Genomic DNA, 18718 nt, shown 5'->3' on the forward strand with positions numbered 1-18718 from the left:
CATCGTGGCCTTGCCGCCTCGCTACGCCTGAGCCATTTCGCGCCATGCCCCACATCCCGCTCCAGTACGACTTGCTGCAACAGGAATACGCCGCCTTGCTGTCGCAGTACGGACGCGCGCAGACGCGCTGCAGCCGCCTGCTGTCGCGGCACGCCGAGCAGATCGCGCAATTGCGCCAGGAGGTCATGGTGCTGCGCGGCGCGCTGGTGGCGCAGACCAGCGCCCTGGCCTGGGCCCGCGAGGACCGCGCTGCCCTGGAGGCGTCCCTGCCGGGCCTGCCGCGTCGCCGCGTGCTGGCGCGCCGCCTCGACTTCCTGATGGAACGGGTGCAAAGCCTGCTGCGCGCGCGTTCCGGCGGCACGCCCGGGCCCGCGCTGATGGTCGATGCCAGCGCGAAGTCGGTGCTGTGCGTCGGCGCGGGCGGGGCCGCCGCGCGGGCCGCGCGCGCAGCCATCGAGCGCGCCGGCGGCCGCTTTCTGCATCACGACGGCGAAGTCGGCGATGCCGCCGGGCTGGAAGCCAGCCTGGTATCGGCCGACCTGGTCATCTGCCAGACCGGCTGCGTCAGCCACGGCGCGTACTGGCGCGTGCAGGACCACTGCAAGCGCACGGGCAAGCAATGCGTGCTGGTCGAGCAGCCGGCCGCCCTGAACATCGTGCGGGTGCGCAGGCCCGCCGACGCGCCGCAGGACTGAGCGCGGCGCCGGTAGCCTTGCCTTCCCGGCCGGCCGCAGGGATTAAGCGCGCCGCTGGCGCGTCTATTGCGGTATGCATTCGTACATCTTGCCCAGTCCGTGCCGCCAGGCGGCCGGGCTCCGATCGTGAAGGGCGGACCCGCGGACCCCATCGCGGATGTCGAGCTGGACGCCTACATCGACGGCCAGCTCGATAGCGCGCGGCGCGCCGACGTCGAGGCCTTCCTGGCGCGCGACGCGCGCGCGGCGGCGCGCGTAAGCGCCGACCTGCGCCTGCGCGATGCCCTGCGGCAAGGCGCCACGCGCCATGGCGCCGGCGCGCGCGACGCGCATACGCGGGCCCTGGCCGACCGCCTGCAGGCGGCCCACGCCCGGCGGCGGGTCGCGCGCCGCGCCCGGCGCCTGCTGGCGGTGGCGATCCTGGTGGCCGCGGGTTGGGCGGGACATGCGGCCCTGACGGCCTGGACGCCGGCCGAGCCGGCCGGCGACGCCGGCGTGCAGGTGTTCCTGGACGAGGCGATGCGCGCGCATCGTACGGCGCAGTTGCGCGCCGGCATGCGCTCGCAGCCCGCCGCGCCGCGCCTGGACCGCGCCGAACTGGCGCGCCAGGCCGGCGTGCCGCTGCCGGCCTGGCCGTGGGATTGGCTGCCGCGCGATGTGCAGGTCTTTCCGTCGCGCGGCGGGCCGGCCGTGGAGGTGGCGCTGGTGGCCGGGCGCGCGGGCCCGATCTCGCTGTATGGCGCGCCAGGCGGGGCAGGCCCCGACAGCGCGCCGCGGATGGCGCGCGGCGCGGGCGCCGAGGCCTTGTTCTGGTGGCGGCGCGGCGCTTGGGTCTATGCGGTGATCGGCGCGTTGCCGGAGGCGGCGCTGCGGCCGCTGGCGCAGCGGCTGGCCGACGCCCCCCTGGTGCACGAGTAGGCGAGCAAGCGCGATTCGGCGCACAATGGGATGGTCCGGCCGGCGTGCAGGCGGCGGGCCGGACACGCAGCCCCATGCCGGCCGTCCGGCTTGACGCGGGTCAAGCCGGCGGATCCGGCAGGGCGTTATGGTTGTGCATCCGGGCCTGGCGGCGCCGTGCCGCGACATGCCCGGCCATACTTTGGAGCTCGCCATGTATCAACACATCCTCATTCCCATCGATGGCTCTGACCTGGCCAATACGGCGATCGACAAGGGCCTGGCGCTCGCGAAAGCGCTGGGCGCCCGCGTCACGGTGCTGACGGTGGTCGAGCCCTATCCGCACATGGCCGCCGAGGCCGTGCAGCTGGGCGGCCTGCGCAAGGAATACGAAAAGCAGGTCCATGCGCGCGCCAGCGAATGGCTGGAGCCCGCGGGGGCCAAGGCCGCGGCCGCGGGAGTGCCGTGCGAGCTGCTCAAGCGCGACGCCGACATGGCGTTTCGCGCCATCGTGGAGACGGCGGCCGAACGGGGCTGTGACCTGATCGCCATGGCCTCGCACGGGCGCGGCGGCGTGGCCGCGGTGCTGCTGGGCAGCCAGACGCAGAAGGTGCTGGCGCATTCGCAGGTGCCGGTGCTGGTGTACCGCTAGCGCGGCGCCGGCCAGGCGGACCGCGACATTGCTATGATGGCCGGCTTGGCCCGCGTCCGGCGGGACGGGCCGCCCATTCGTCGTTTCCAGAGGCCGCATCTTGAATACCCCCACGCCCGTTTCCACCGATTACCTGCGCGCGCACCAGTTCCTGGGTTTGCAGCCGGGGCCCAGGTTGCTGGTGCTGGGCGCGGTGCACGGCAATGAAGTCTGTGGCACGCGCGCCATCGAACGCATCCTGGCCGAGCTCGAAAGCGGCGCGCTGGCGATCACGCGCGGCCAGCTGACGCTGCTGCCGGTGACCAATCCCCTGGCCTACCGCAAAGGCGAGCGCCAGGGCGACCGCAATCTCAATCGCAACCTGCGCGTATGCGCGACGCCGACCGATTACGAGGACCGTATCGGCAATGCCCTGTGCCCGCTGCTGCAGGCGCACGACGTGCTGCTGGACCTGCATTCCTTCCACACCGGCGGCCAGCCCTTCGCGATGCTGGGCCCGCGCGACAACCAGGAGGCGCTCGAGCCTTTCGCGCATGCCCGGGAGGAGGCGCGGCTGGTGGCGCACCTGGGGCCGCGCCGCGTGGTCGAGGGCTGGATGCAGGCCTACGAGCGCGGCGTGCGGCGCCGGCGCGAGCAGAACCCCGGCGCGCCCGCGGCCTTGCTGGACGCGGCCTATGGCGTGGGCTCCACGGAGTATTTCCGCGCGCATGGCGGCTATGGCGTGACGCTGGAATGCGGCCAGCACGACGACCCGGCCGCGCCCGAGGTGGCCTACCGCGCCATCCGCCAGACGCTGGCGCTGCTGGGCCTGGCCGATATCGCGCTGGAGCCGCCGCGGCGCGACTTCGAGACCTTGTGCCTGGTCGACGTGGTGGACCGCGAGGCCGACGGCGACGCCTTCGCGCGGCCCTGGGCCAGTTTCGACCCGGTGCGGCAGGGCGAGCTGGTGGGCACGCGCGCCGATGGCCGGCAGGTGCTGGCGCCGCGCGACGGCTATGTGGTGTTCCCCAACCCGCGCGCGCTGGCGGGCAACGAGTGGTTCTATTTCGCCGTGGCCAGCGACCGCCTGGGCGAGGATGCAGGAAATTGAAACGGCGCGGCGAACGCCTTGGCATGCGTTGCTAGACTTTTCCGTGGGCGGCGATCCGCCGCCGGTTTCCCTAGGAGGTGTTCATGTCCAAGTCCATAGTCCTGACCCTGGCCTGCGTGGCCCTGGCCACGCAGGCCGGGTTGGCGCAGGCCCAGTATGTCGGCCCGTCCAGCAACCAGCAGATGAGCGTGAAGGAATTGCTGGACACGGCGCGCGACGACGCGGTGGTGACCCTGCGCGGCAAGCTGGTCAAGCAGCTCAGCGACGACACCTATCTGCTGGATGACGGTACGGGGCGCGTTCAGGTCGAGATCGACCGGCACCTGTTCCCGCCCAACCAGCCGGTCGACGCCAATACGCTGGTGGAGGTGTCGGGCGAGTTCGACAAGGAAGTCATCGGCACTTCCGAGGTCGAGGCCAAGGCGCTGCGCATCCTCGGCGCGGCCAAATAGCCGCAACGGTCGGCGGCTTACAGGCAGCGTCTCGCTTCTTAAGATTATTCCTTAATTTTTGCCTGTAGCTGCCTGATTTATCTACGTATTTGCTGATCGGCAGGGCCGGTCCGCGCGATCGGGCCCACGGCCGGGCTGCCGCGTTGCGCCGCGGGCGGCATTCCCTGCAGGTCCTGCACCGGCGCATTGGGCATGGCCACCCGGTAGGCCTGCAGCACCATCAGGCAATCGATGTCGCCGAGGTCCTGGGCGGCGCAGGGCGAGCGCGCCGCCGTCTGCCTGGCGGCCTGTTCCGCCTGGTAAGCGGCCACGGCGCGCGCCATGCGCGCCTGGGCGTGCAGGTCGCGCAGCAGGTCCACCGGCGCCGCCGCGGGGCCGGCGGCGCCGTGCGGCCGGACGGACGGCGCCGCGTGGGGCCAGTCGTGCGACGGCGGCGCGGCCGGGGTGCGCGGCGGCACCGGCGCGAGGCGCGCCAGGGGCGTAGACCAGGTGAGGGCGGCGATTTCCATGGCGTGCTCCGAGGCCAGGCGGTACAGGGTTGGTCTGGGCCGGGCGCCCGGAAGTTCCGCGGCGGGAAATTTGTAAAAGTGCAGAGGCAGGCGGATTAAATCGCCATGCCGGGGGTCATATCCCCCATGACCGAAGAACCTCCGTCCAGACCCGGGCCGGCGCGCGCGCCGGCCCATCCGCTTGTCTCCCCGTTTTCGATGACGCGCCGCGGCATGCCGCGGCGCGCGCCGTTTGCCCGCAAGGAATGCCGATGCCGTTCGAATGGATGACCGACCCCACCGCCTGGCTGGGGCTGGCGACCCTGATCGTGCTGGAGATCGTGCTGGGCATCGACAACCTGGTGTTCATCGCCATCCTGGCCGACAAGCTGCCCGCGCACCAGCGCAACCGCGCGCGCATGATAGGCCTGACGCTGGCCTTGCTGATGCGGCTGGGCCTGCTGGCCAGCATCGCCTGGGTGGTGACGCTGACCGCGCCGCTGTTCACGGTGTGGGGCGCGCAGATATCCGGCCGCGACCTGATCCTCATCCTGGGCGGGCTGTTCCTGCTGTTCAAGGGCACCATGGAGCTGCACGAACGCGTCGAGGGCAACGCGCACGCGGGCGGCGGCGGGCGTACGCAGTACGCCGCGTTCTGGCAGGTGATCGTGCAGATCGTGGCGCTGGACGCAGTGTTCTCGCTCGATTCGGTGATTACCGCCGTGGGCATGGTGCAGGACCTGAGCATCATGATGACCGCCGTGGTGGTGGCGATGATCGTGATGATGGTGGCCAGCCGGCCGCTGATGGCCTTCGTGGCTCGCCATCCGACCGTGGTGATCCTGTGCCTGGGCCTGCTGCTGATGATCGGGTTCAGCCTGGTCGCGGAAGGCCTGGGTTTCGACGTGCCCAAGGGCTATCTGTACGCGGCGATCGGCTTTTCCATCCTGGTCGAGGCCTGCAATCAGCTGGCGCGGCGCAACCTGGCGCGCGGCGCCCATGCGCTGGGCCGGCGCCAGCGCGCCGCGCACGCGGTGCTGCGCCTGCTGCAGGCCGGCCGCGAGGGACGGGCCCATCCCGAGGAAGTCGCCGCGCTGGTGGCCGATACGGGCGAGGGGCCGCTGTTCGCGCCGGAGGAAAGCACCATGATCGAGCGGGTGCTGGCGATGGGCGAGCGCGATGTGCGCTCGATCATGGTGCCGCGCGCCGACATGGTGTGGCTGGACGTGCGCGATCCGCGCCACGTGGTGCTGGAGAAATTCGCCCTGGGCCATGCGCGCCTGCCCTTGTGCGCCGGCGACCCGGGCAATGTGCTGGGCGTGGTGCATCTGCGCGACCTGCTGCCGCGGCTGTCCGCGCCGGGGCCGGTCGACCTGGTCGACGCGGCGCGTCCGGCCGCCTACGTGAGCGAGACCACGCCGATCCCGCAATTGCTGCAGCAGATGCGCGACCTGCGCCAGCATCTGCTGCTGGTGGTCGATGAGCACGGGGTGTGCGTGGGCCTGGCCACGCCGCTGGACGTCCTGACGGCGGTGGCCGGCGAACTGCCCGATGCCGGCGACGCCGACCCGCCGAGCGCCAGCCGCTTGCCCGACGGCGGCTGGTCGCTGGATGGGCGGCTGGCGGTCGAGGAAGTGGCGCGCCTGCTGCAGGCGCCGGACCTGCGGCGCGACTATCCGGACGCGACGCTGGCCGGGTGCCTGCTGCGCGCCAGCGGCGCCATCCCCGAGGAAGGCCAGGGCATGGATTGGCGGCAGTGGCGCTTCGAGGTCGAGCGCCGCGTCGGGCCGCGCATCGAGCGGGTGCGCGCCACGCGCCGCGTCGAAGCGCTGGCCGACGAACTGGCCGGCCCGGCGTAGGCGCGCCGGCCGGCTCAGCGCTGGCCGTCGTGCACCGAGACGGCTTCCTTGGTCAGGCCGCCCAGGCGCGCGTGCACGCGTGCCCCGGTGCCCATGACCAGCGCGAACAGGATTTCGCGCGGACGCGGGGCGTCCTGGATGCCGATCTCGATGCTGTTGAAATGGCTGCGCACGTACGAGGCATGGATGTAGTGCACCGGCACCATCATGCGATAGCCGGCCGTGGCCACGGCCTTGACCGCCGGGACCATGGCCTTGGGTTCGCCCAGCACGCTGCGCATCGCCCAGCCGCCGGCTTCGTGCCAGACCGCGCCGTGCTCCATTTCGCCGTCCACGCCCACGATGGCGGCTTTGCTGTAGACCTCGATGTTGTCCTTGCCCAGCGTGTCGACCAGCTCGGTGGCGAGCAGGGTGCCCAGCGAGCGCAGCTCGGCCATGAACGGCATCAGGTCGGGCTCGTAGCGGCCCGCGTAGGGATTGCGGATCACGGCGCAGGAGGCCGCCAGCTTGAGCGGCTGCGCCGGCGCCGGGCCGTTCTCGTGATAGGTGGTTTCGACGATGAGCGTGCGCTTGCGGATTTCGATCAAAGACATGGTGTGATCCTGTGAGCGGAGGGGTTACTGGGGCGCAATGCCGGTTTCCTTGACGATGCCGGCCCATTTGTCGATTTCGCTGCGCACGAAGGCGCCGAAGGCGGCGGGGCCTTGCGTTTTCACGCTCAGGCCCTGGCGCGCGTAGGTCTGCGTCAACTCGGGCGCGGCCAGCGCCTTGTCCAGCGCGCCGGCCAGGCGCTCGGTGACCGCGGGCGGCAGGCCGGCGGGTCCCATCAGGCCGAACCAGACGGTCAGGTCGAAGCCTGGCGCGCCGCTTTCGTTGAGCGTGGGAATGTCGGGCGTCAGCGCGAAGCGCCCGGGCGTGCTGACGCCGTACACCTTGACCTTGCCGGCGCGCGCCTGCTGCAGGCCGTTGGCCAGGTCGGTGAAGGTCAGGTCCACCGTGCCGCCGATCACATCGGTGAGCGCCTGCGGGCCGCCGCGATAGGGCACGGGCGTGACGGTGATGTCGCCCATGGCGGCCAGCTTGGCGCCGAACACCTGGGCGCTGCCCGAGCCGTAGGCGTAGGTCAGCTTGCCCGGGTGCTGGCGGCCGTAGTCATACAGGTCGGCCACCGTCTTGCCCGCGACATCCTGCCCGCCCACCAGCAGGTACGGTGTTTCGGCCACCGCGCCGATGGGCGTGAGGTCGCGCGCCGGGTCGTAGGGCAGGTTCTTGAACAGGCTGACGCCGCTGGCCGCGGTCGATACGCCGACCACCACCAGCGTGTAGCCGTCGGGTTGCGCCTTGACCACGTCCTGGGTGCCGATGATGCCGTTGGCGCCGGGCTTGTTCTCGACCACGACGGGCTGGCCGAGTTCGGCGGCCATGCCCTGGCCGAGGCTGCGCGCCACGACGTCGGTAATGCTGCCGGGGGGGAACGGCACCACCATGCGGATCGGGCGTTCGGGATAGGCGGCCGTGGCCTGGCCGATGGCCAGCGCCAGCGCCGCCGTGGCGAACAGGGGCTTGAACATGTCGGGTTGTCTCCTTGGATTCGTTGGACGGCCGCGCCTTCAGGCGGGCTCGGTGGCTGGCGTGCGCTGCGCCAGGAAGCGGTGGATCTCGGTGTTGTCCGCGCCGCCGGGCAGTTGCGCCAGCGCCTGCCGCCACAGCTCGGCGCACAGCGCCAGCTGGTCCGCCTGCACGCCGGTCAGCGCCTGCAGGCTTTGCGCCGTGCCGAGGTCCTTGGCCATCAGCGCCAGCGCGAAGCCGCCGTTGTAGGTGCCGGGGATGATGAACTGCCTGAGCTTGGTTTCGCTGGCGACGTTGCGGCCGCTGGAGGCGTTGAGCACGTCGGTGAAGACCTCCAGGTCCAGCTCCATGCGGCGCGCGATCACCATGGCTTCGGAGACGGCCAGCAGGCCGGCCGCGTAGACATAGTTGTTCAGGGCCTTCATGGCGTGCGCCGAGCCGACCGCGCCGGTGTGGATGATGGCCGCGCCCATGCGTTCCAGGATGGGGCGCACCCGCCGCAGGTCGGCCTCGGCGGCGCCGGCCATGATGGCCAGCGTGCCGGTGGAGGCCTTGGCCACGGCTCCGGAGACGGGCGCGTCGATCAGCGTCAGGCCGCGCGCGGCCAGCTGTTCGGACAGGCGCCGCGTATCGGCCGGGTTGGACGAGCCCATGTCGACGATGGCGGCGCCGGACTCGAGCAGGTCGATCAGCCCGGGCTGGCCGTCGCCGCCCAGCACCACCGCGTTGGTGATGGCGCTGTTGGGCAACATGGTGATCACCGCGTCGCAGGCGGCCAGTTCCTGCAGGCCGGCGGCCGCGCGCAGGCGTTTGCCCCAGGCCGGGTGGCCGGCCAGCCGCTCGAACGGGGCGGGCGAGCGGTCGTAGGCCAGGATCTGCCAGCGCTCGTCGCCGGCCAGGTTTTCGAGCATCGGCAAGCCCATCATGCCCAAGCCGACGAACCCCAGTGTCTGCATCATGCATATTCCTTATCGAATGCGCCGTATCGATCGCCGGCACAACCCGGCAATGCTACCGATGACGGGGTTTTTGCACTTATGCTTAGTTGGCCCTGGGGTATAACATTCCATTATCGATTCAATGGAAATGCGGAGGGCAAGGGTGCGTTTCAAGCTCAGGCAGATGGAGGCGTTCCGGGCGGTGATGCTGACCGGCTCGATGAACGGCGCGGCCCGCCTGCTGTTCGTCTCGCAGCCGGCGGTCAGCCGCCTGATCGCGCATGCCGAGCAAAGCCTGGGGCTGCGCCTGTTCGAGCGCGACAAGGGCAAGCTGACGCCCACCGCGGAGGCGCAGCGGCTGTTCGAGGAAGTGGGCCAGCTGTTCGACGAGGCATTGCGCATCGACGAACTGGCGCGCGACCTGGCCGAACGTCCCGAGGGCGAACTGAAGCTGTGTTCCAGTCCCAGCCTGGCGCTGAATTTCCTGCCGCCGGTGATCGCCCGCTATGTGAACGAGCACCCCCGGGTGCGCCTGAAATACCACACCACGCTGCTTTCGGACATGGCGCACGAGTTGCTGGGGCGCAAGGTCGAGCTGGCCGTCTCGGTGCTGCCCATCGACAACCCCAATCTGGTGGTCGAGCCGTTCGCCACCGGCCATATGGTCTGCATCCTGCCGCAAGGCCATGCGCTGGCGCGCCAGGACAGCGTGGGGCTGGCCGAGCTGGCCCGCAACCGGCTGGTGCTGTACAGCCGCAATATTCCGTTCGGCCAGCTGGTGGCGGCGGCGTTCCAGCGCGCCAATGTGCCATGGCGCGCCACGGTCGATATCGTGCGCGCGGAACTGGCCTGCGCGCTGGTGCGCAGCGGCGTGGGAGTGGCCATCGTCGACGAGTTCTCGGTGGCCGGCGGCGGCTGGCCGGGCATCGAGGTGCGGCCGCTGCGCGAACCCATTCCGCTGGCCCTGAGCCTGGTGCGCTCGCGCTTCGAGCGGCCCGGCCGCCAGGCGCAGCGCTTCGTCAAGCTGCTGAAGGAGCACGCCCAGCGGCGCGCCGCCGCCGTGCAGTGAGGCGGCTTCAGCCCAGGGCGCGGCGCAGCGCCTCGAAGAACAGCGTCGATTGCAGGCGTTCGGACCGGGCCTGGCCGGCCACGCTGGCGGCCAGCGCGGCGTCCACCGGCACGAGCGGCCGGCCGGTCGATTCGGCCAGCACCTGCGCGCAACAGGCGCGCTCGAGGTAGTAGAGGTCATCGAACGCGTAGTCGATGCGTTCGCCGCACACCACCACGCCGTGGTTGCCCAGGAAGGCGATATCCGCGCCGTCCATGGCGCGCGCGATGCGTTCGCCTTCGGCCGCGTCGAGGGCCAGGCCGTTGTAGCGGCGGTCGGCGGCCACGCGGCCATGGAAGCGCATGGCGTTCTGCGACAGCGTGGTGTCGAGCATGCGCGCCTCGGTCAGGGTCAGCGCGGTGGCATAAGGCATGTGGGTATGCAGCACGCAGGCCTTGCCGGCGACCTGGTGGATGGCGGCATGGATGAACATGGCCGTGGGTTCGACTTCATGGCGGCCGGCCAGCTTGTTGCCGGCGGCGTCGACCAGCACGATGTCCTCGGCGCGCACCTCCGACCACATCAGCCCGCGCGGGTTGAGCAGGAAGGCGCCCGCCTGGCCCGGCAGCGCGACGCTGAAGTGATTGCATACGCCTTCGCCCAGGCCATGGTGCGCCGCCGCGCGCAGCGCCAGGGCCAGGTCGTCGCGCAGCGCGGCCACGGCTGTGTCCTGGTACAGCGATCGGGCGGAATCGGTCGGGGCGGAGGGGGGCATGGCGGTCTCGGCGAAAGCGGGTGGGGACGAGGGATTGCGCAGAGTCTAGCAGTTGCGTGGGGCGGCGCGCGTTGCGTCAAGGGAAAGCGCTGGCTACCATGCAGCCACGCCACCGCGTCCGGCACGTCGCCGGCCCGCGCATCGGATGAGGCGCCATGGAACCCATACATCGTCGCAGGGATTTTTTGCAGCGCGCCGGCGCCTTGCTGCTGTCGGGCACGCTGCTGGGCGGTTGCGCCGCGCGCCGGCCCGCGGCGCCGGGCCCGGCCGCGCCTGCGGCCGGCGGCACGCCTGCGGCGCCGGCCGCGCCGCCGGCTGGCCAGCCGGTGCCGGCGCTGCGGGCCGGCGCGCGCATCGCCATCGTGGCGCCGGCCTCGGCCATCGCCGGGGCGGCCGACGAGGCGGCCGAATGGCTGCTGGAGCGCGGCTACGAGCCGCAGGTCATGCCGGCGGCGCGGGCGCGGCTGGCGCCGCCGTTCGACTACCTGGCCGGCGACGACGCGGCGCGCCTGGCCGACCTGCATGCGGCCTTCGCCGATCCGGCGGTGGGCGCGGTATGGTGCCTGCAAGGCGGCTTCGGCTCGTGGCGGGTGCTCGACCAGATCGACTACGGCCTGCTGCGCCGGCACGCCAAGCCTTTCATCGGCTACAGCGACGTCACCGCGCTGCACCTGGCGATCCAGCGCTACGCCGGCTTCGTGACCTTCCACGGGCCCATGCTGGCGCAGGACCTGCTGGCCGGGCGCCAGGCGCCCACCGAGCAGGCCTTGCTGGACATGGTGAGCGGCCGGCTGGGCGCGGGCTCATGGATCGCGGCGCCGCCGCAGGCGCGGCTGGCCACCCTGGCCAGCGGCGTGGCCACGGGACGCCTGATCGGTGGCAACCTGGCCTTGCTGGCCGCCTTGACCGGCACGCGCTACGCCATCGATGCGCGCGACGGCATCCTGTTCTTCGAGGACGTCAACGAAGCCTTGCCGCGCGTGGACCGCATGCTGGCGCAACTGCGGCGGGCCGGCGCGTTCGACGGGGTGCGCGGCGTGCTGGTGGGCAGCTTCACCCGGCTGCTGGGCGTGCCGGGCGACGGCGAAGCGGCGCAGGCGGCGCTGTACCCGCTGGTGCGCGAGCATTTCCAGGCGCGCGGCATTCCGGTGCTGGCCGGCTGGCCCAGCGGCCACGGCGACCCCAATCTCACCTTGCCCCTGGGCGCGCGCGTCACGCTCGATGCCGGGCGCGGCGCGCTGCGGCTGGAGCAGCCAGTCGCCGTCTGAGCCGCGCGGCCCGAACGCGCGAACGCCGCGGCGGGCGCGGCGTTCGCAGTACGGGCATGAGCCGTGATCGCGGTCCTAGATCATGGACTTGCCGGTGGCGCGCGCGTCGCGGATGTCACGCCACAGGGTGACGATCAGCACCAGCAGGACGGCAGCCGAAACGACGGGCCAGGCCAGAAAGTAAAGCGTCAATAGCATGATGGAATCTCCTGATTGGAACGGCGGCTCAGCCGCGGGCAGGCTGGGGTTGGGCGGCGGGGGCCGCAGGCTTGGCGCCCATCATGCGCGCCTTCTCGTAGTGGAACGAGGTGACGCGCTCGGCCAGCAGGCTGAAATCGAAGCGCTCCTGGTTGCGCAGGCTCAGGGCCACGCAGACCACGGTGCTGACGCCGTAGGCCGTCAGCGAACCCAGCAGCACGATGTATTCGCGCAGCGTGCCGACGAAGCAGGGCAGCAGGATGAGGGTCGCCAGCGTGCCCAGCGTCAGGGCGGTGACACGGCCGAAGAAGGCGAAGCTCATCAGGCCGATCACCACGCCGCCGCCGATGGCCGCGCAGATTTCATAGAACACCGCCACGGCGCCTTCGATCGGCACCAGTTCGAAGCGCACGATGGTAAACAGCACCACCGCCGAGATCACCGACCAGAAGAAGGCGCTGTTGCTGACGCGGTCCCAGTAGAAGCTGGCGATGACGGGAAACACGATGGCTCCCCACAGCGCGCCGACGAACACCAGCATGACCAGGATGTCCAGCCGCAGGCTGGCGAAGATCACGCCGACCATGGTGGCCACGATCATGGTCGCGCGGCCCCACCACAGCATGCGGCGCGGATCGGGGCGGCCGCCGGCCAGGTTCTTGGCGTAGATGTCCGTCATCACGATGGCCGACAGCGCGGCCAGGTCGGAGTCGGCGGTGGAGGACAGCGAGCCCACCACCAGGATGAAGAACAGCGCGATCCCGACGGGCGGCAGGTAGGTCGAGGCCATCTGCGGGATGATGTTGTTCATGTTGCCGTTGACCGGCTCCAGGCCGACGAACAAGGCCAGCAGGCCCAGCATGCCCAGTCCGATCACCACCGCGCCGTAGCCGATGGTGGCGGTCAGGAAGGTCGGCTTGATCAGGTCCTCGCGCACCGCGAACAGGCGCTGGGCGATGGTCTGGTTGCCGATGGCATAGGCCAGTACCGCCACGAAGTAGGGCGCGCCCTGCTCCAGGATGGCCGTGGTCGAGAAGAAGTCGGCCTGCTCGCTGCTCAGCCGCCACATGTTGGCCTGCAGCATGTCGGGGCCGCCGGCGTTGAAGAAAATGAGCGGGATGATGATGACCGCGGCCAGGATCATGGCCACCAGTTGCGCGAAGTCGGTCATCACCGAGGCGCGGAACCCCGACCACAGCGTATACGACAGCACGCCCAGGCCGGCGATCAGCACGCCCTGGATGAACGACAGCGGGCTCAGCACCGAGACCAGCGCGCCGGCGGCGGTGAAGTTGACCATCAGGCTGATGCAGCTGCCGACGATGTTGGAGACGGCCATGATCATCTGGCTGGACGCGCCGTGGCGGGCGTGGATGACCTCGGCCAGGGTGTGGGCCTTGGGCGCCAGCTGGCGGAAGCGCTTGCCGAACGGGTAGATGAACAGAATCATCAGCGCGCCCCAGAAACCGTAGTGGATGGGGCCGGACAGGCCGTACTTGAAGCCGGAGGTGGCGCTGGCGTAGAACGACGCGGCCCAGATCCAGGTGGCGATCATGCTGGCCGCCGACAGCCCGAAACCGACCGAGCTGTTGGAGACCATGTAGCCATCGACGTTCTCCTTCTTCTGCCCGATCATCAACGACATCAGGAAAGTGGCGCCGTAGAAGGCCACCAGGAGCAGGACGGCTGTGGTCCCTGAGAGTTGGAAAAATTCAGACTCTTGCATCTTATGGGTCCTTTTCCCCCGCTGGGCGCATGATTCACCGTTCATGGCCGCATGAGTGCCGTTTCCGCGGAAGTGCGATGGGCGGCAATTACCCATGGCAGACCGAAACACCGGACGATCGATGACGTACGCGCGATCGCATGCACGCCCGACAGGGTCGCGATCGGCGAGGCCCGGCGTCAGGCAAGCATCAAGACACACCGCAATGGTGTCTTGCTACCGGATCGGGTTGGATTTGTGGGCGTCTGGCGCTGCCCGATACGGTGTAGCAATGAACCGGCTTTGTGGGCCGGCATGTTGGTTCCGCGGCCGTGGGGCCGGGAGGGGTGTTTCGGCACGAATGCCGGGCCGCTGTGCGCAGCCTGGTGCTGGACATCAAGGCCGGTGAACGTCTTGATGCCTGGTGACAGTAAGAATAGACCGCAAGTATAGGGTCAAACGCGCGTCAGGTCCAGCCGCGCGCCGGCGCCGGCGGCTGCGGCATGGCGCAAACGCAGCAGGCTGGCGATGCCCGCGATGACGGCGAAGGCCACGCCCAGCCATAGCGCGGCGGGCGCTGCGGCCGCGCCGCGCAGGGTGAACAGGCCGGCCACCAGCGCCGCGCCCAGCGACTGGCCCAGCATGATGCTGGAGCTGGTCATGCCGCTGGCGCCGCCGCTGCGTTCGGGCGGCGCATCGGCCAGCATGGCGCGCATGTTGGGCGCCTGGAAGAAGCCGAAGCCGGCCCCGCACAGCGCCATGCGCCAGCCCAGGTCGAAGGCGTCCGGCGCGGCCGGCAACGCCACCAGCGACAGCAGGCCCGCGGCCAGCACGGCCATGCCGATGCCGCCGAGCAGGCCGGGCGGATGGCGGTCCGACAGCGCGCCGGCGCTGGCCGCGCTCAGCGCGGCCAGCGCCGGCCAGGGCGTGATCAGGAAGCCGGTCTGCACCTGGGTGTAGCCCAGCAGGCTTTGCAGCATGAAGGGCAGCGCGACGAAGGCCAGCGTCTGGGCCGCGAAAGCGCCCAGCGTGGCGGCGGCCGACAGCGCGAAGATGGGGCGGCGCAGCAGGTCGGTGGCCAGCATGGGCGCGCCGCGGCCCGATTGGCGCCTGAGCAGCAGCGCCAGCATTGCCAGCGTGGCAAGCGCGTAGGCGGTGTTGCCGCCGGCGCCGACATCGTGCGCGTAGGCATTGAGCGTATAGACCAGCAAGGCCAGGAACAGCGCGCACAGCAGGCCCGCGACGGCATCGTAGCGGCGTGCGCTGCGCGGGGTGGGCGGCAGCGCGCATACGCCCAGCGCCAGGCCCAGCAGGCCCAGCGGCACGTTGATCAGGAACAGCCAGTGCCAGCTGCCCAGGCTGAGGATCAGCGAAGCCGCAGTGGGGCCGGCCGCCAGCGACAGGCTGACGACCAGCGCGTTCAGGCCCAGGCCGCGCCCGAGCTGTTCGCGCGGATAGACAAAGCGCGTCATGGCCAGCGCCACGCCCAGGATGCCGGCCGCGCCCACGCCCTGCGCCAGCCGTCCGGCGATCAGCCACGGCAGCGAAGGCGCCAGGCCGCACGCCAGGGAGGCCAGGGTGAACAGCACCAGGCCGGCCATGGAAATGCGGCGATGGCCGATGATCTCGCCCAGCGACGCGATGGGCAGCAGCGCCGCCACCATGGCCAGGTGGTAGGCGCTGATGACCCAGATCGAACTGGCTTCGCTTACGCCCAGGTCGGCGGCGATGGCCGGCAGCGCCGTGTTGGCGATGGCCGATTCGAGCGTCGCCATGAAGACGTTGATCAGGATGGCCGCGACGGCGATGGCGCGGGTCGGGTGCGGCAGGCCGGCACCGGCCTGCGCAAGCTGGTTGAGTCTGAAACTGAGCAAAGCGGTTATCGGAGGGAGGTGGCGGGACGGCGGCATCGGGCCGCGGCGCCGCCGCGGGGCTGGCGAGGCTGCGCGGGCAGCGGCAAGGCCGGGGGATGGCACATGGTAGCGGCCGCCGCTGCCCGCGTGAAATTAAAAATCCCACTCGTGCCCAGTGCGTATGGCAATGCCTGCGGGGATCGACGGCGGCTACAGGCGCTGGCCGCCCGTGGCGTCGATGCGCTGCCCGGTGATCCAGCGCGCCTGGTCCGAGGCCAGGAAGGCCACGATGTCGGCGATGTCCTCGGGCTGGCCCACGCGGCCGAGCGCGATGTCGCGCGCCAGCGCGTCGGCCATGGCGGGATCGCGGGCGCGCGTGTTCATGTCGGTGGCGGTGGCGCCGGGCAGCACGGCATTGACGGTGATGCCGCGCGCGCCCAGGTCGCTGGCCAGCAACAGGGTCAGCGCTTCCAGGCCGGCCTTGGCCGGCGCGTAGACGCTCATTTCGGGGTAGGCGGCGCGCGTGCCCATCGACGAGACGTTGACGATGCGCCCGGCGTCGCGCAGCAGCGGCAGCAGGTGCTGGATCAGGAAGAACGGCGTTTTCAGGTTGACCTGGATGATCCGGTCGAAGTCCTGCGGGGAGACCTCGGGCAGGCGCGCGCGCAGGCTTACGCCGGCGTTGTTGACCAGGATGTCGAGGCCTTCGTCGCCGGTCTGTTCGCGCAGGCTGGCGCGCAGGTCGCGGGCCAGCGCGCCGGCGCCGTCGGGGTGCGCCAGGTCGGCGCGCAGCGCCCAGGCCCTGCCGCCGGCCGCGCCGATGGCCTGGACGACCTCGTCGGCCTGTTCCCGCGCCGCGTTGTAATGCACCGCGACCGTCGCGCCGCGCCGGCCCAGCGCCAGGGCGATCGCGCGGCCGATGCCGCGGCTGGCGCCGGTGACCAGGGCGGTCCTGCCGGCCAGGGACGATTGAGTGGCGACTTGATTCATGCTGCGAGCTCCGGTTGCGAGGTTGGCGGGTGTCGGTTCGATGCGGGGGACATTCTCGCCCGCCAGCGCGGGCCTGTCATCGCCGCGGGCAGGAACAGCAGGCAAAATCGTCGGGGCAGCGCCCGTCAAGGCGCGCCGGCCGCGGCGCCGAGGTAGGCGTGGAAGGCCTGAGCGAGCGGGGAGCGCACGGACGAGCGCAGCCAGACCATGCCGACCTGCCGCGATGGGCAGGGATCGGGCAGCGGCCAGCGCCTGACCCGCGCATCCGCGGGGCCCAGGGTTGGCCAGTCGGGCAGCACGGAGACGCCGAAGCCTTCGGCGACCAGCGCCGAAATGTGTTCGATGCCGTCCAGCTCGAATTGCACCTTCGGGCGCACCCCATGGGCGCGCAGGTATTCGTCGGCCATCTTGCCGGCGACCACCTTGCGGTCGTACTGGATGAAAGGTTCGCGCGCCGCGACGCGCAGGGCGTTCCCGACGCGCAGGGCGCTGGGAGCCAGGAGGACCAGGCGTTCTTCCCGGATGAGGCTCCAGGCGCAGGTCTTGTGCAGCTCGAAATTCGGGTGCACCAGGATCGCGGCGTCGAGCTGGCCCGCCATGACGCGCTCCAGCAGGACGGACGAGGTGCCGGGCTCGATGTAGATCTGGATGTCCGGATGCGCCCGCATCCAGCGGCGCAGCAGGGGCGGAACCAGCCCCATCAGCGCCGTGGGCGTTGCGCCCAGCCGCATGGGGCCGGCCGGCAGGCCGGTGTCCGAGGCGGCCGAGCGCAGGTCGCGCTCGCCGCGCAGCAATTCGCGGGCGCGGTCCACGATGCGCGCGCCGGCCACGGTCGGCCGGACCGTCCGTCCCGCGCGCGTGAGCAGCCGCGAGCCCAGGTCGGCCTCGAGGGCGCGTATCTGCTGCGCGAGCGTCGTGGGCGCCAGGCCGAGCCGGCGCGCGGCGTCGGCGATCGAGCCGGACTCGGCCACCGTGACGAAGCTGTGGAGGAATCGCATGTCCATAAACACGTATTTTACGTTTTATGAAACTTGGGAGTGCGCCTTTTTTTATTTATTGAAGACGCGCAACATCGCGTTTTCCCATTCAACAGGCATCAGGAGACGATCATGGCCATCATCAAGTCCATCGAAGTCTGCGTGGCGCGCGTCCCGATGGACAAGGTCACCTATCTGTCCAACCGCACCGTCGTGGACCGCCACTACGGGCTGGTGAAAGTGCGCAGCGCCGACGGCGTCGAAGGCATCGGTTTCTGCTACGTCGGCAACCAGGCCGGGGAGATCTTCCGGGTCGCCGTCGAGCAATTGCTCGGGCCGGTGCTGATCGGGCGCGATTCGCTGGCCGTGGAAGGGCTGTGGCGCGAGATGTACCAGGAAGCGCTGCTGCAGGGCCGCATGGGCACGGTCATGCGCGCGCTCAGCGCGCTGGATATCGCCCTGTGGGACCTGAACGCGCGCGCCGCGAACCTGCCCCTGCACAAGTACCTGGGCGCCGTCGAGCTCGACAGCGTGGCGGCCTACGCCAGCGGCGGCTATTACGTGGAGGGCAAGACCGCCGGGCAGCTGGGCGAAGAGATGGCCAGCTACGTCGAGCTGGGGTTCAAGGCGGTCAAGATGAAGACCGGCCGCTGGTCGCCGCAGGGCGAGGAGTCGCGCGTGCGGGCCGCGCGCGAGGCCATCGGCGAGGACGTCGAGCTGATGCTGGACTGCAACAACGGCTGGGTGGATACCGTGCAGGCGATGGAATACCTGCGGCGCATGGAGCCGTACAACCCGTACTTCATCGAGGAGCCGTTCAGCCCCGATGACGTGGAAAGCCACGCGCGCCTGGCCCGGCTGACCCGCATTCCCGTGGCCACCGCCGAGATCGGCTACGGCCGCTGGTACCACAAGCAGCTGCTGGACATGGGCGCGGCCGCCATCCTGCAGACGGACGCGGCGGTCTGCGGGGGCATCACCGAGTGGAAGCGCATCGCGGCGATGGCGGCCGGCTACGGCATCCAGATGTGCCCGCACTGGTTCCACGATGTGCATGCGCCGCTGGTCGCGGCCACGCCCAACGCGCGGTACGTGGAATTCTTCTGGGACGACCAGGTGCTGAACTTCCGCCGGCTGGTGGACCGCCAGCTCGAGCACAAGGACGGACGCGTCATCCTGCATCAAACCCCCGGCCTGGGCTTCGGATTCGACGAGAATGCGGTCGCCAGGTACGGGCGCTGGACGACGGTGTCCTGAACCGGCC

19 protein-coding genes are annotated in these 18718 nt (G+C 70.6%); 9 read left to right on the forward strand and 10 right to left on the reverse strand.

The window, feature by feature from the left end; all coding sequences use genetic code 11:
- Nucleotides 1–44: 44 nt before the first annotated feature.
- The 5 genes from EL288_RS11405 (at nucleotide 45) to EL288_RS11425 (ending at nucleotide 3786) form a co-directional block, all read left to right on the forward strand.
- Nucleotides 45–695, forward strand: a complete 651-nt coding sequence (locus EL288_RS11405) for a DUF2325 domain-containing protein (RefSeq protein ID WP_033448014.1) — start codon at nucleotides 45–47, stop codon at nucleotides 693–695.
- Nucleotides 696–821: 126 nt separating this feature from the next.
- Nucleotides 822–1613 (forward strand): transmembrane regulator, encoded by a 792-nt coding sequence (locus EL288_RS11410; RefSeq protein WP_232018727.1) that lies wholly within the window; start codon nucleotides 822–824, stop codon nucleotides 1611–1613.
- Nucleotides 1614–1806: 193 nt separating this feature from the next.
- Nucleotides 1807–2244: a universal stress protein gene (locus EL288_RS11415; protein WP_003811678.1), complete on the forward strand. Its 438-nt coding sequence runs from the start codon at nucleotides 1807–1809 to the stop codon at nucleotides 2242–2244.
- Nucleotides 2245–2344: 100 nt separating this feature from the next.
- Complete coding sequence (locus tag EL288_RS11420) at nucleotides 2345–3334, forward strand: M14 family metallopeptidase (RefSeq protein ID WP_003811668.1); 990 nt, start codon at nucleotides 2345–2347, stop codon at nucleotides 3332–3334.
- An 83-nt stretch (nucleotides 3335–3417) separates the two neighbouring features.
- Entirely contained in the window at nucleotides 3418–3786 is a 369-nt protein-coding gene (locus EL288_RS11425) for a YgiW/YdeI family stress tolerance OB fold protein (protein ID WP_126621930.1), read from the forward strand.
- A gap of 77 nt (nucleotides 3787–3863) precedes the next feature.
- Here the strand turns inward: EL288_RS11425 and EL288_RS11430 are convergent, their stop codons facing one another.
- On the reverse strand, nucleotides 3864–4295 hold the full coding sequence (locus EL288_RS11430) for a hypothetical protein (protein WP_023852951.1): 432 nt from the start codon (nucleotides 4293–4295) through the stop codon (nucleotides 3864–3866).
- Between the two features lie 245 nt (nucleotides 4296–4540).
- On the opposite strand from EL288_RS11430, the gene EL288_RS11435 reads away from it, so the two are divergent.
- Entirely contained in the window at nucleotides 4541–6133 is a 1593-nt protein-coding gene (locus EL288_RS11435; RefSeq protein ID WP_003811663.1) for a TerC family protein, read from the forward strand.
- Nucleotides 6134–6147: 14 nt separating this feature from the next.
- Here the strand turns inward: EL288_RS11435 and EL288_RS11440 are convergent, their stop codons facing one another.
- Genes EL288_RS11440 through EL288_RS11450 form a run of 3 tightly spaced genes read right to left on the reverse strand, consistent with a single transcriptional unit; the run spans nucleotide 6148 to nucleotide 8661 of the window.
- On the reverse strand, nucleotides 6148–6726 hold the full coding sequence (locus EL288_RS11440; RefSeq protein WP_003811662.1) for an amino acid synthesis family protein: 579 nt from the start codon (nucleotides 6724–6726) through the stop codon (nucleotides 6148–6150).
- A gap of 24 nt (nucleotides 6727–6750) precedes the next feature.
- Entirely contained in the window at nucleotides 6751–7704 is a 954-nt protein-coding gene (locus tag EL288_RS11445) for a Bug family tripartite tricarboxylate transporter substrate binding protein (RefSeq protein ID WP_003811660.1), read from the reverse strand.
- A gap of 39 nt (nucleotides 7705–7743) precedes the next feature.
- Nucleotides 7744–8661 (reverse strand): NAD(P)-dependent oxidoreductase, encoded by a 918-nt coding sequence (locus EL288_RS11450; protein ID WP_003811657.1) that lies wholly within the window; start codon nucleotides 8659–8661, stop codon nucleotides 7744–7746.
- Between the two features lie 121 nt (nucleotides 8662–8782).
- Between EL288_RS11450 and EL288_RS11455 the strand changes: the two genes are divergently transcribed.
- A complete protein-coding gene (locus EL288_RS11455; RefSeq protein WP_003811656.1) occupies nucleotides 8783–9709 on the forward strand; it encodes a LysR family transcriptional regulator in 927 nt (308 codons plus the stop codon).
- Nucleotides 9710–9716: 7 nt separating this feature from the next.
- Here EL288_RS11455 and EL288_RS11460 read toward each other — a convergent pair whose 3' ends face one another.
- Nucleotides 9717–10463 carry an aldolase gene (locus EL288_RS11460; protein ID WP_003811654.1) on the reverse strand — a complete coding sequence of 249 codons (747 nt, stop codon included), beginning with the start codon at nucleotides 10461–10463 and terminating at the stop codon, nucleotides 9717–9719.
- 326 nt (nucleotides 10464–10789) lie between these two features.
- Between EL288_RS11460 and EL288_RS11465 the strand changes: the two genes are divergently transcribed.
- Nucleotides 10790–11731, forward strand: coding sequence for a S66 peptidase family protein (locus EL288_RS11465; RefSeq protein WP_010926590.1), 942 nt, complete (start codon nucleotides 10790–10792; stop codon nucleotides 11729–11731).
- A 75-nt stretch (nucleotides 11732–11806) separates the two neighbouring features.
- On the opposite strand, the gene EL288_RS24445 is transcribed toward EL288_RS11465, so the two are convergent.
- The 5 genes from EL288_RS24445 to EL288_RS11490 form a co-directional block, all read right to left on the reverse strand.
- The gene (locus EL288_RS24445; RefSeq protein ID WP_003811651.1) at nucleotides 11807–11929 is read right to left on the reverse strand and encodes a putative transporter small subunit; all 123 of its coding nucleotides are present in this window, start codon (nucleotides 11927–11929) and stop codon (nucleotides 11807–11809) included.
- A 28-nt stretch (nucleotides 11930–11957) separates the two neighbouring features.
- Nucleotides 11958–13655: a sodium:solute symporter family protein gene (locus EL288_RS11475; protein ID WP_033446850.1), complete on the reverse strand. Its 1698-nt coding sequence runs from the start codon at nucleotides 13653–13655 to the stop codon at nucleotides 11958–11960.
- A gap of 434 nt (nucleotides 13656–14089) precedes the next feature.
- Nucleotides 14090–15544 (reverse strand): MFS transporter, encoded by a 1455-nt coding sequence (locus EL288_RS11480; RefSeq protein ID WP_003811647.1) that lies wholly within the window; start codon nucleotides 15542–15544, stop codon nucleotides 14090–14092.
- A gap of 153 nt (nucleotides 15545–15697) precedes the next feature.
- Nucleotides 15698–16477, reverse strand: coding sequence for an SDR family oxidoreductase (locus tag EL288_RS11485; RefSeq protein WP_003811645.1), 780 nt, complete (start codon nucleotides 16475–16477; stop codon nucleotides 15698–15700).
- 125 nt (nucleotides 16478–16602) lie between these two features.
- A complete protein-coding gene (locus tag EL288_RS11490) occupies nucleotides 16603–17481 on the reverse strand; it encodes a LysR family transcriptional regulator (protein WP_033446846.1) in 879 nt (292 codons plus the stop codon).
- Nucleotides 17482–17586: 105 nt separating this feature from the next.
- Here EL288_RS11490 and EL288_RS11495 point away from each other — a divergent pair, with 105 nt between their 5' ends.
- Nucleotides 17587–18711, forward strand: coding sequence for a mandelate racemase/muconate lactonizing enzyme family protein (locus tag EL288_RS11495; RefSeq protein ID WP_003811639.1), 1125 nt, complete (start codon nucleotides 17587–17589; stop codon nucleotides 18709–18711).
- The last annotated feature ends 7 nt before the right edge of the window (nucleotides 18712–18718 follow it).

Source organism: Bordetella bronchiseptica (genome assembly GCF_900636925.1).
GTDB classification, from domain to species: Bacteria; Pseudomonadota; Gammaproteobacteria; order Burkholderiales; family Burkholderiaceae_B; genus Bordetella; species Bordetella pertussis.

What these genes read in the sequence shown, in the direction of transcription:
- EL288_RS11405 (WP_033448014.1), top strand. Translation starts at nt 45, where the DNA reads ATGCCCCACATCCCGCTCCAGTACGACTTGCTGCAACAGGAATACGCC.
- EL288_RS11415 (WP_003811678.1), top strand. Translation starts at nt 1,807, where the DNA reads ATGTATCAACACATCCTCATTCCCATCGATGGCTCTGACCTGGCCAAT.
- EL288_RS11425 (WP_126621930.1), top strand. Translation starts at nt 3,418, where the DNA reads ATGTCCAAGTCCATAGTCCTGACCCTGGCCTGCGTGGCCCTGGCCACG.
- EL288_RS11430 (WP_023852951.1), bottom strand. Translation starts at nt 4,295, where the DNA reads ATGGAAATCGCCGCCCTCACCTGGTCTACGCCCCTGGCGCGCCTCGCG.
- EL288_RS11435 (WP_003811663.1), top strand. Translation starts at nt 4,541, where the DNA reads ATGCCGATGCCGTTCGAATGGATGACCGACCCCACCGCCTGGCTGGGG.
- EL288_RS11440 (WP_003811662.1), bottom strand. Translation starts at nt 6,726, where the DNA reads ATGTCTTTGATCGAAATCCGCAAGCGCACGCTCATCGTCGAAACCACC.
- EL288_RS11445 (WP_003811660.1), bottom strand. Translation starts at nt 7,704, where the DNA reads ATGTTCAAGCCCCTGTTCGCCACGGCGGCGCTGGCGCTGGCCATCGGC.
- EL288_RS11450 (WP_003811657.1), bottom strand. Translation starts at nt 8,661, where the DNA reads ATGATGCAGACACTGGGGTTCGTCGGCTTGGGCATGATGGGCTTGCCG.
- EL288_RS11455 (WP_003811656.1), top strand. Translation starts at nt 8,783, where the DNA reads ATGGAAATGCGGAGGGCAAGGGTGCGTTTCAAGCTCAGGCAGATGGAG.
- EL288_RS11460 (WP_003811654.1), bottom strand. Translation starts at nt 10,463, where the DNA reads ATGCCCCCCTCCGCCCCGACCGATTCCGCCCGATCGCTGTACCAGGAC.
- EL288_RS24445 (WP_003811651.1), bottom strand. Translation starts at nt 11,929, where the DNA reads ATGCTATTGACGCTTTACTTTCTGGCCTGGCCCGTCGTTTCGGCTGCC.
- EL288_RS11475 (WP_033446850.1), bottom strand. Translation starts at nt 13,655, where the DNA reads ATGCAAGAGTCTGAATTTTTCCAACTCTCAGGGACCACAGCCGTCCTG.
- EL288_RS11480 (WP_003811647.1), bottom strand. Translation starts at nt 15,544, where the DNA reads ATGCCGCCGTCCCGCCACCTCCCTCCGATAACCGCTTTGCTCAGTTTC.
- EL288_RS11485 (WP_003811645.1), bottom strand. Translation starts at nt 16,477, where the DNA reads ATGAATCAAGTCGCCACTCAATCGTCCCTGGCCGGCAGGACCGCCCTG.
- EL288_RS11490 (WP_033446846.1), bottom strand. Translation starts at nt 17,481, where the DNA reads ATGGACATGCGATTCCTCCACAGCTTCGTCACGGTGGCCGAGTCCGGC.
- EL288_RS11495 (WP_003811639.1), top strand. Translation starts at nt 17,587, where the DNA reads ATGGCCATCATCAAGTCCATCGAAGTCTGCGTGGCGCGCGTCCCGATG.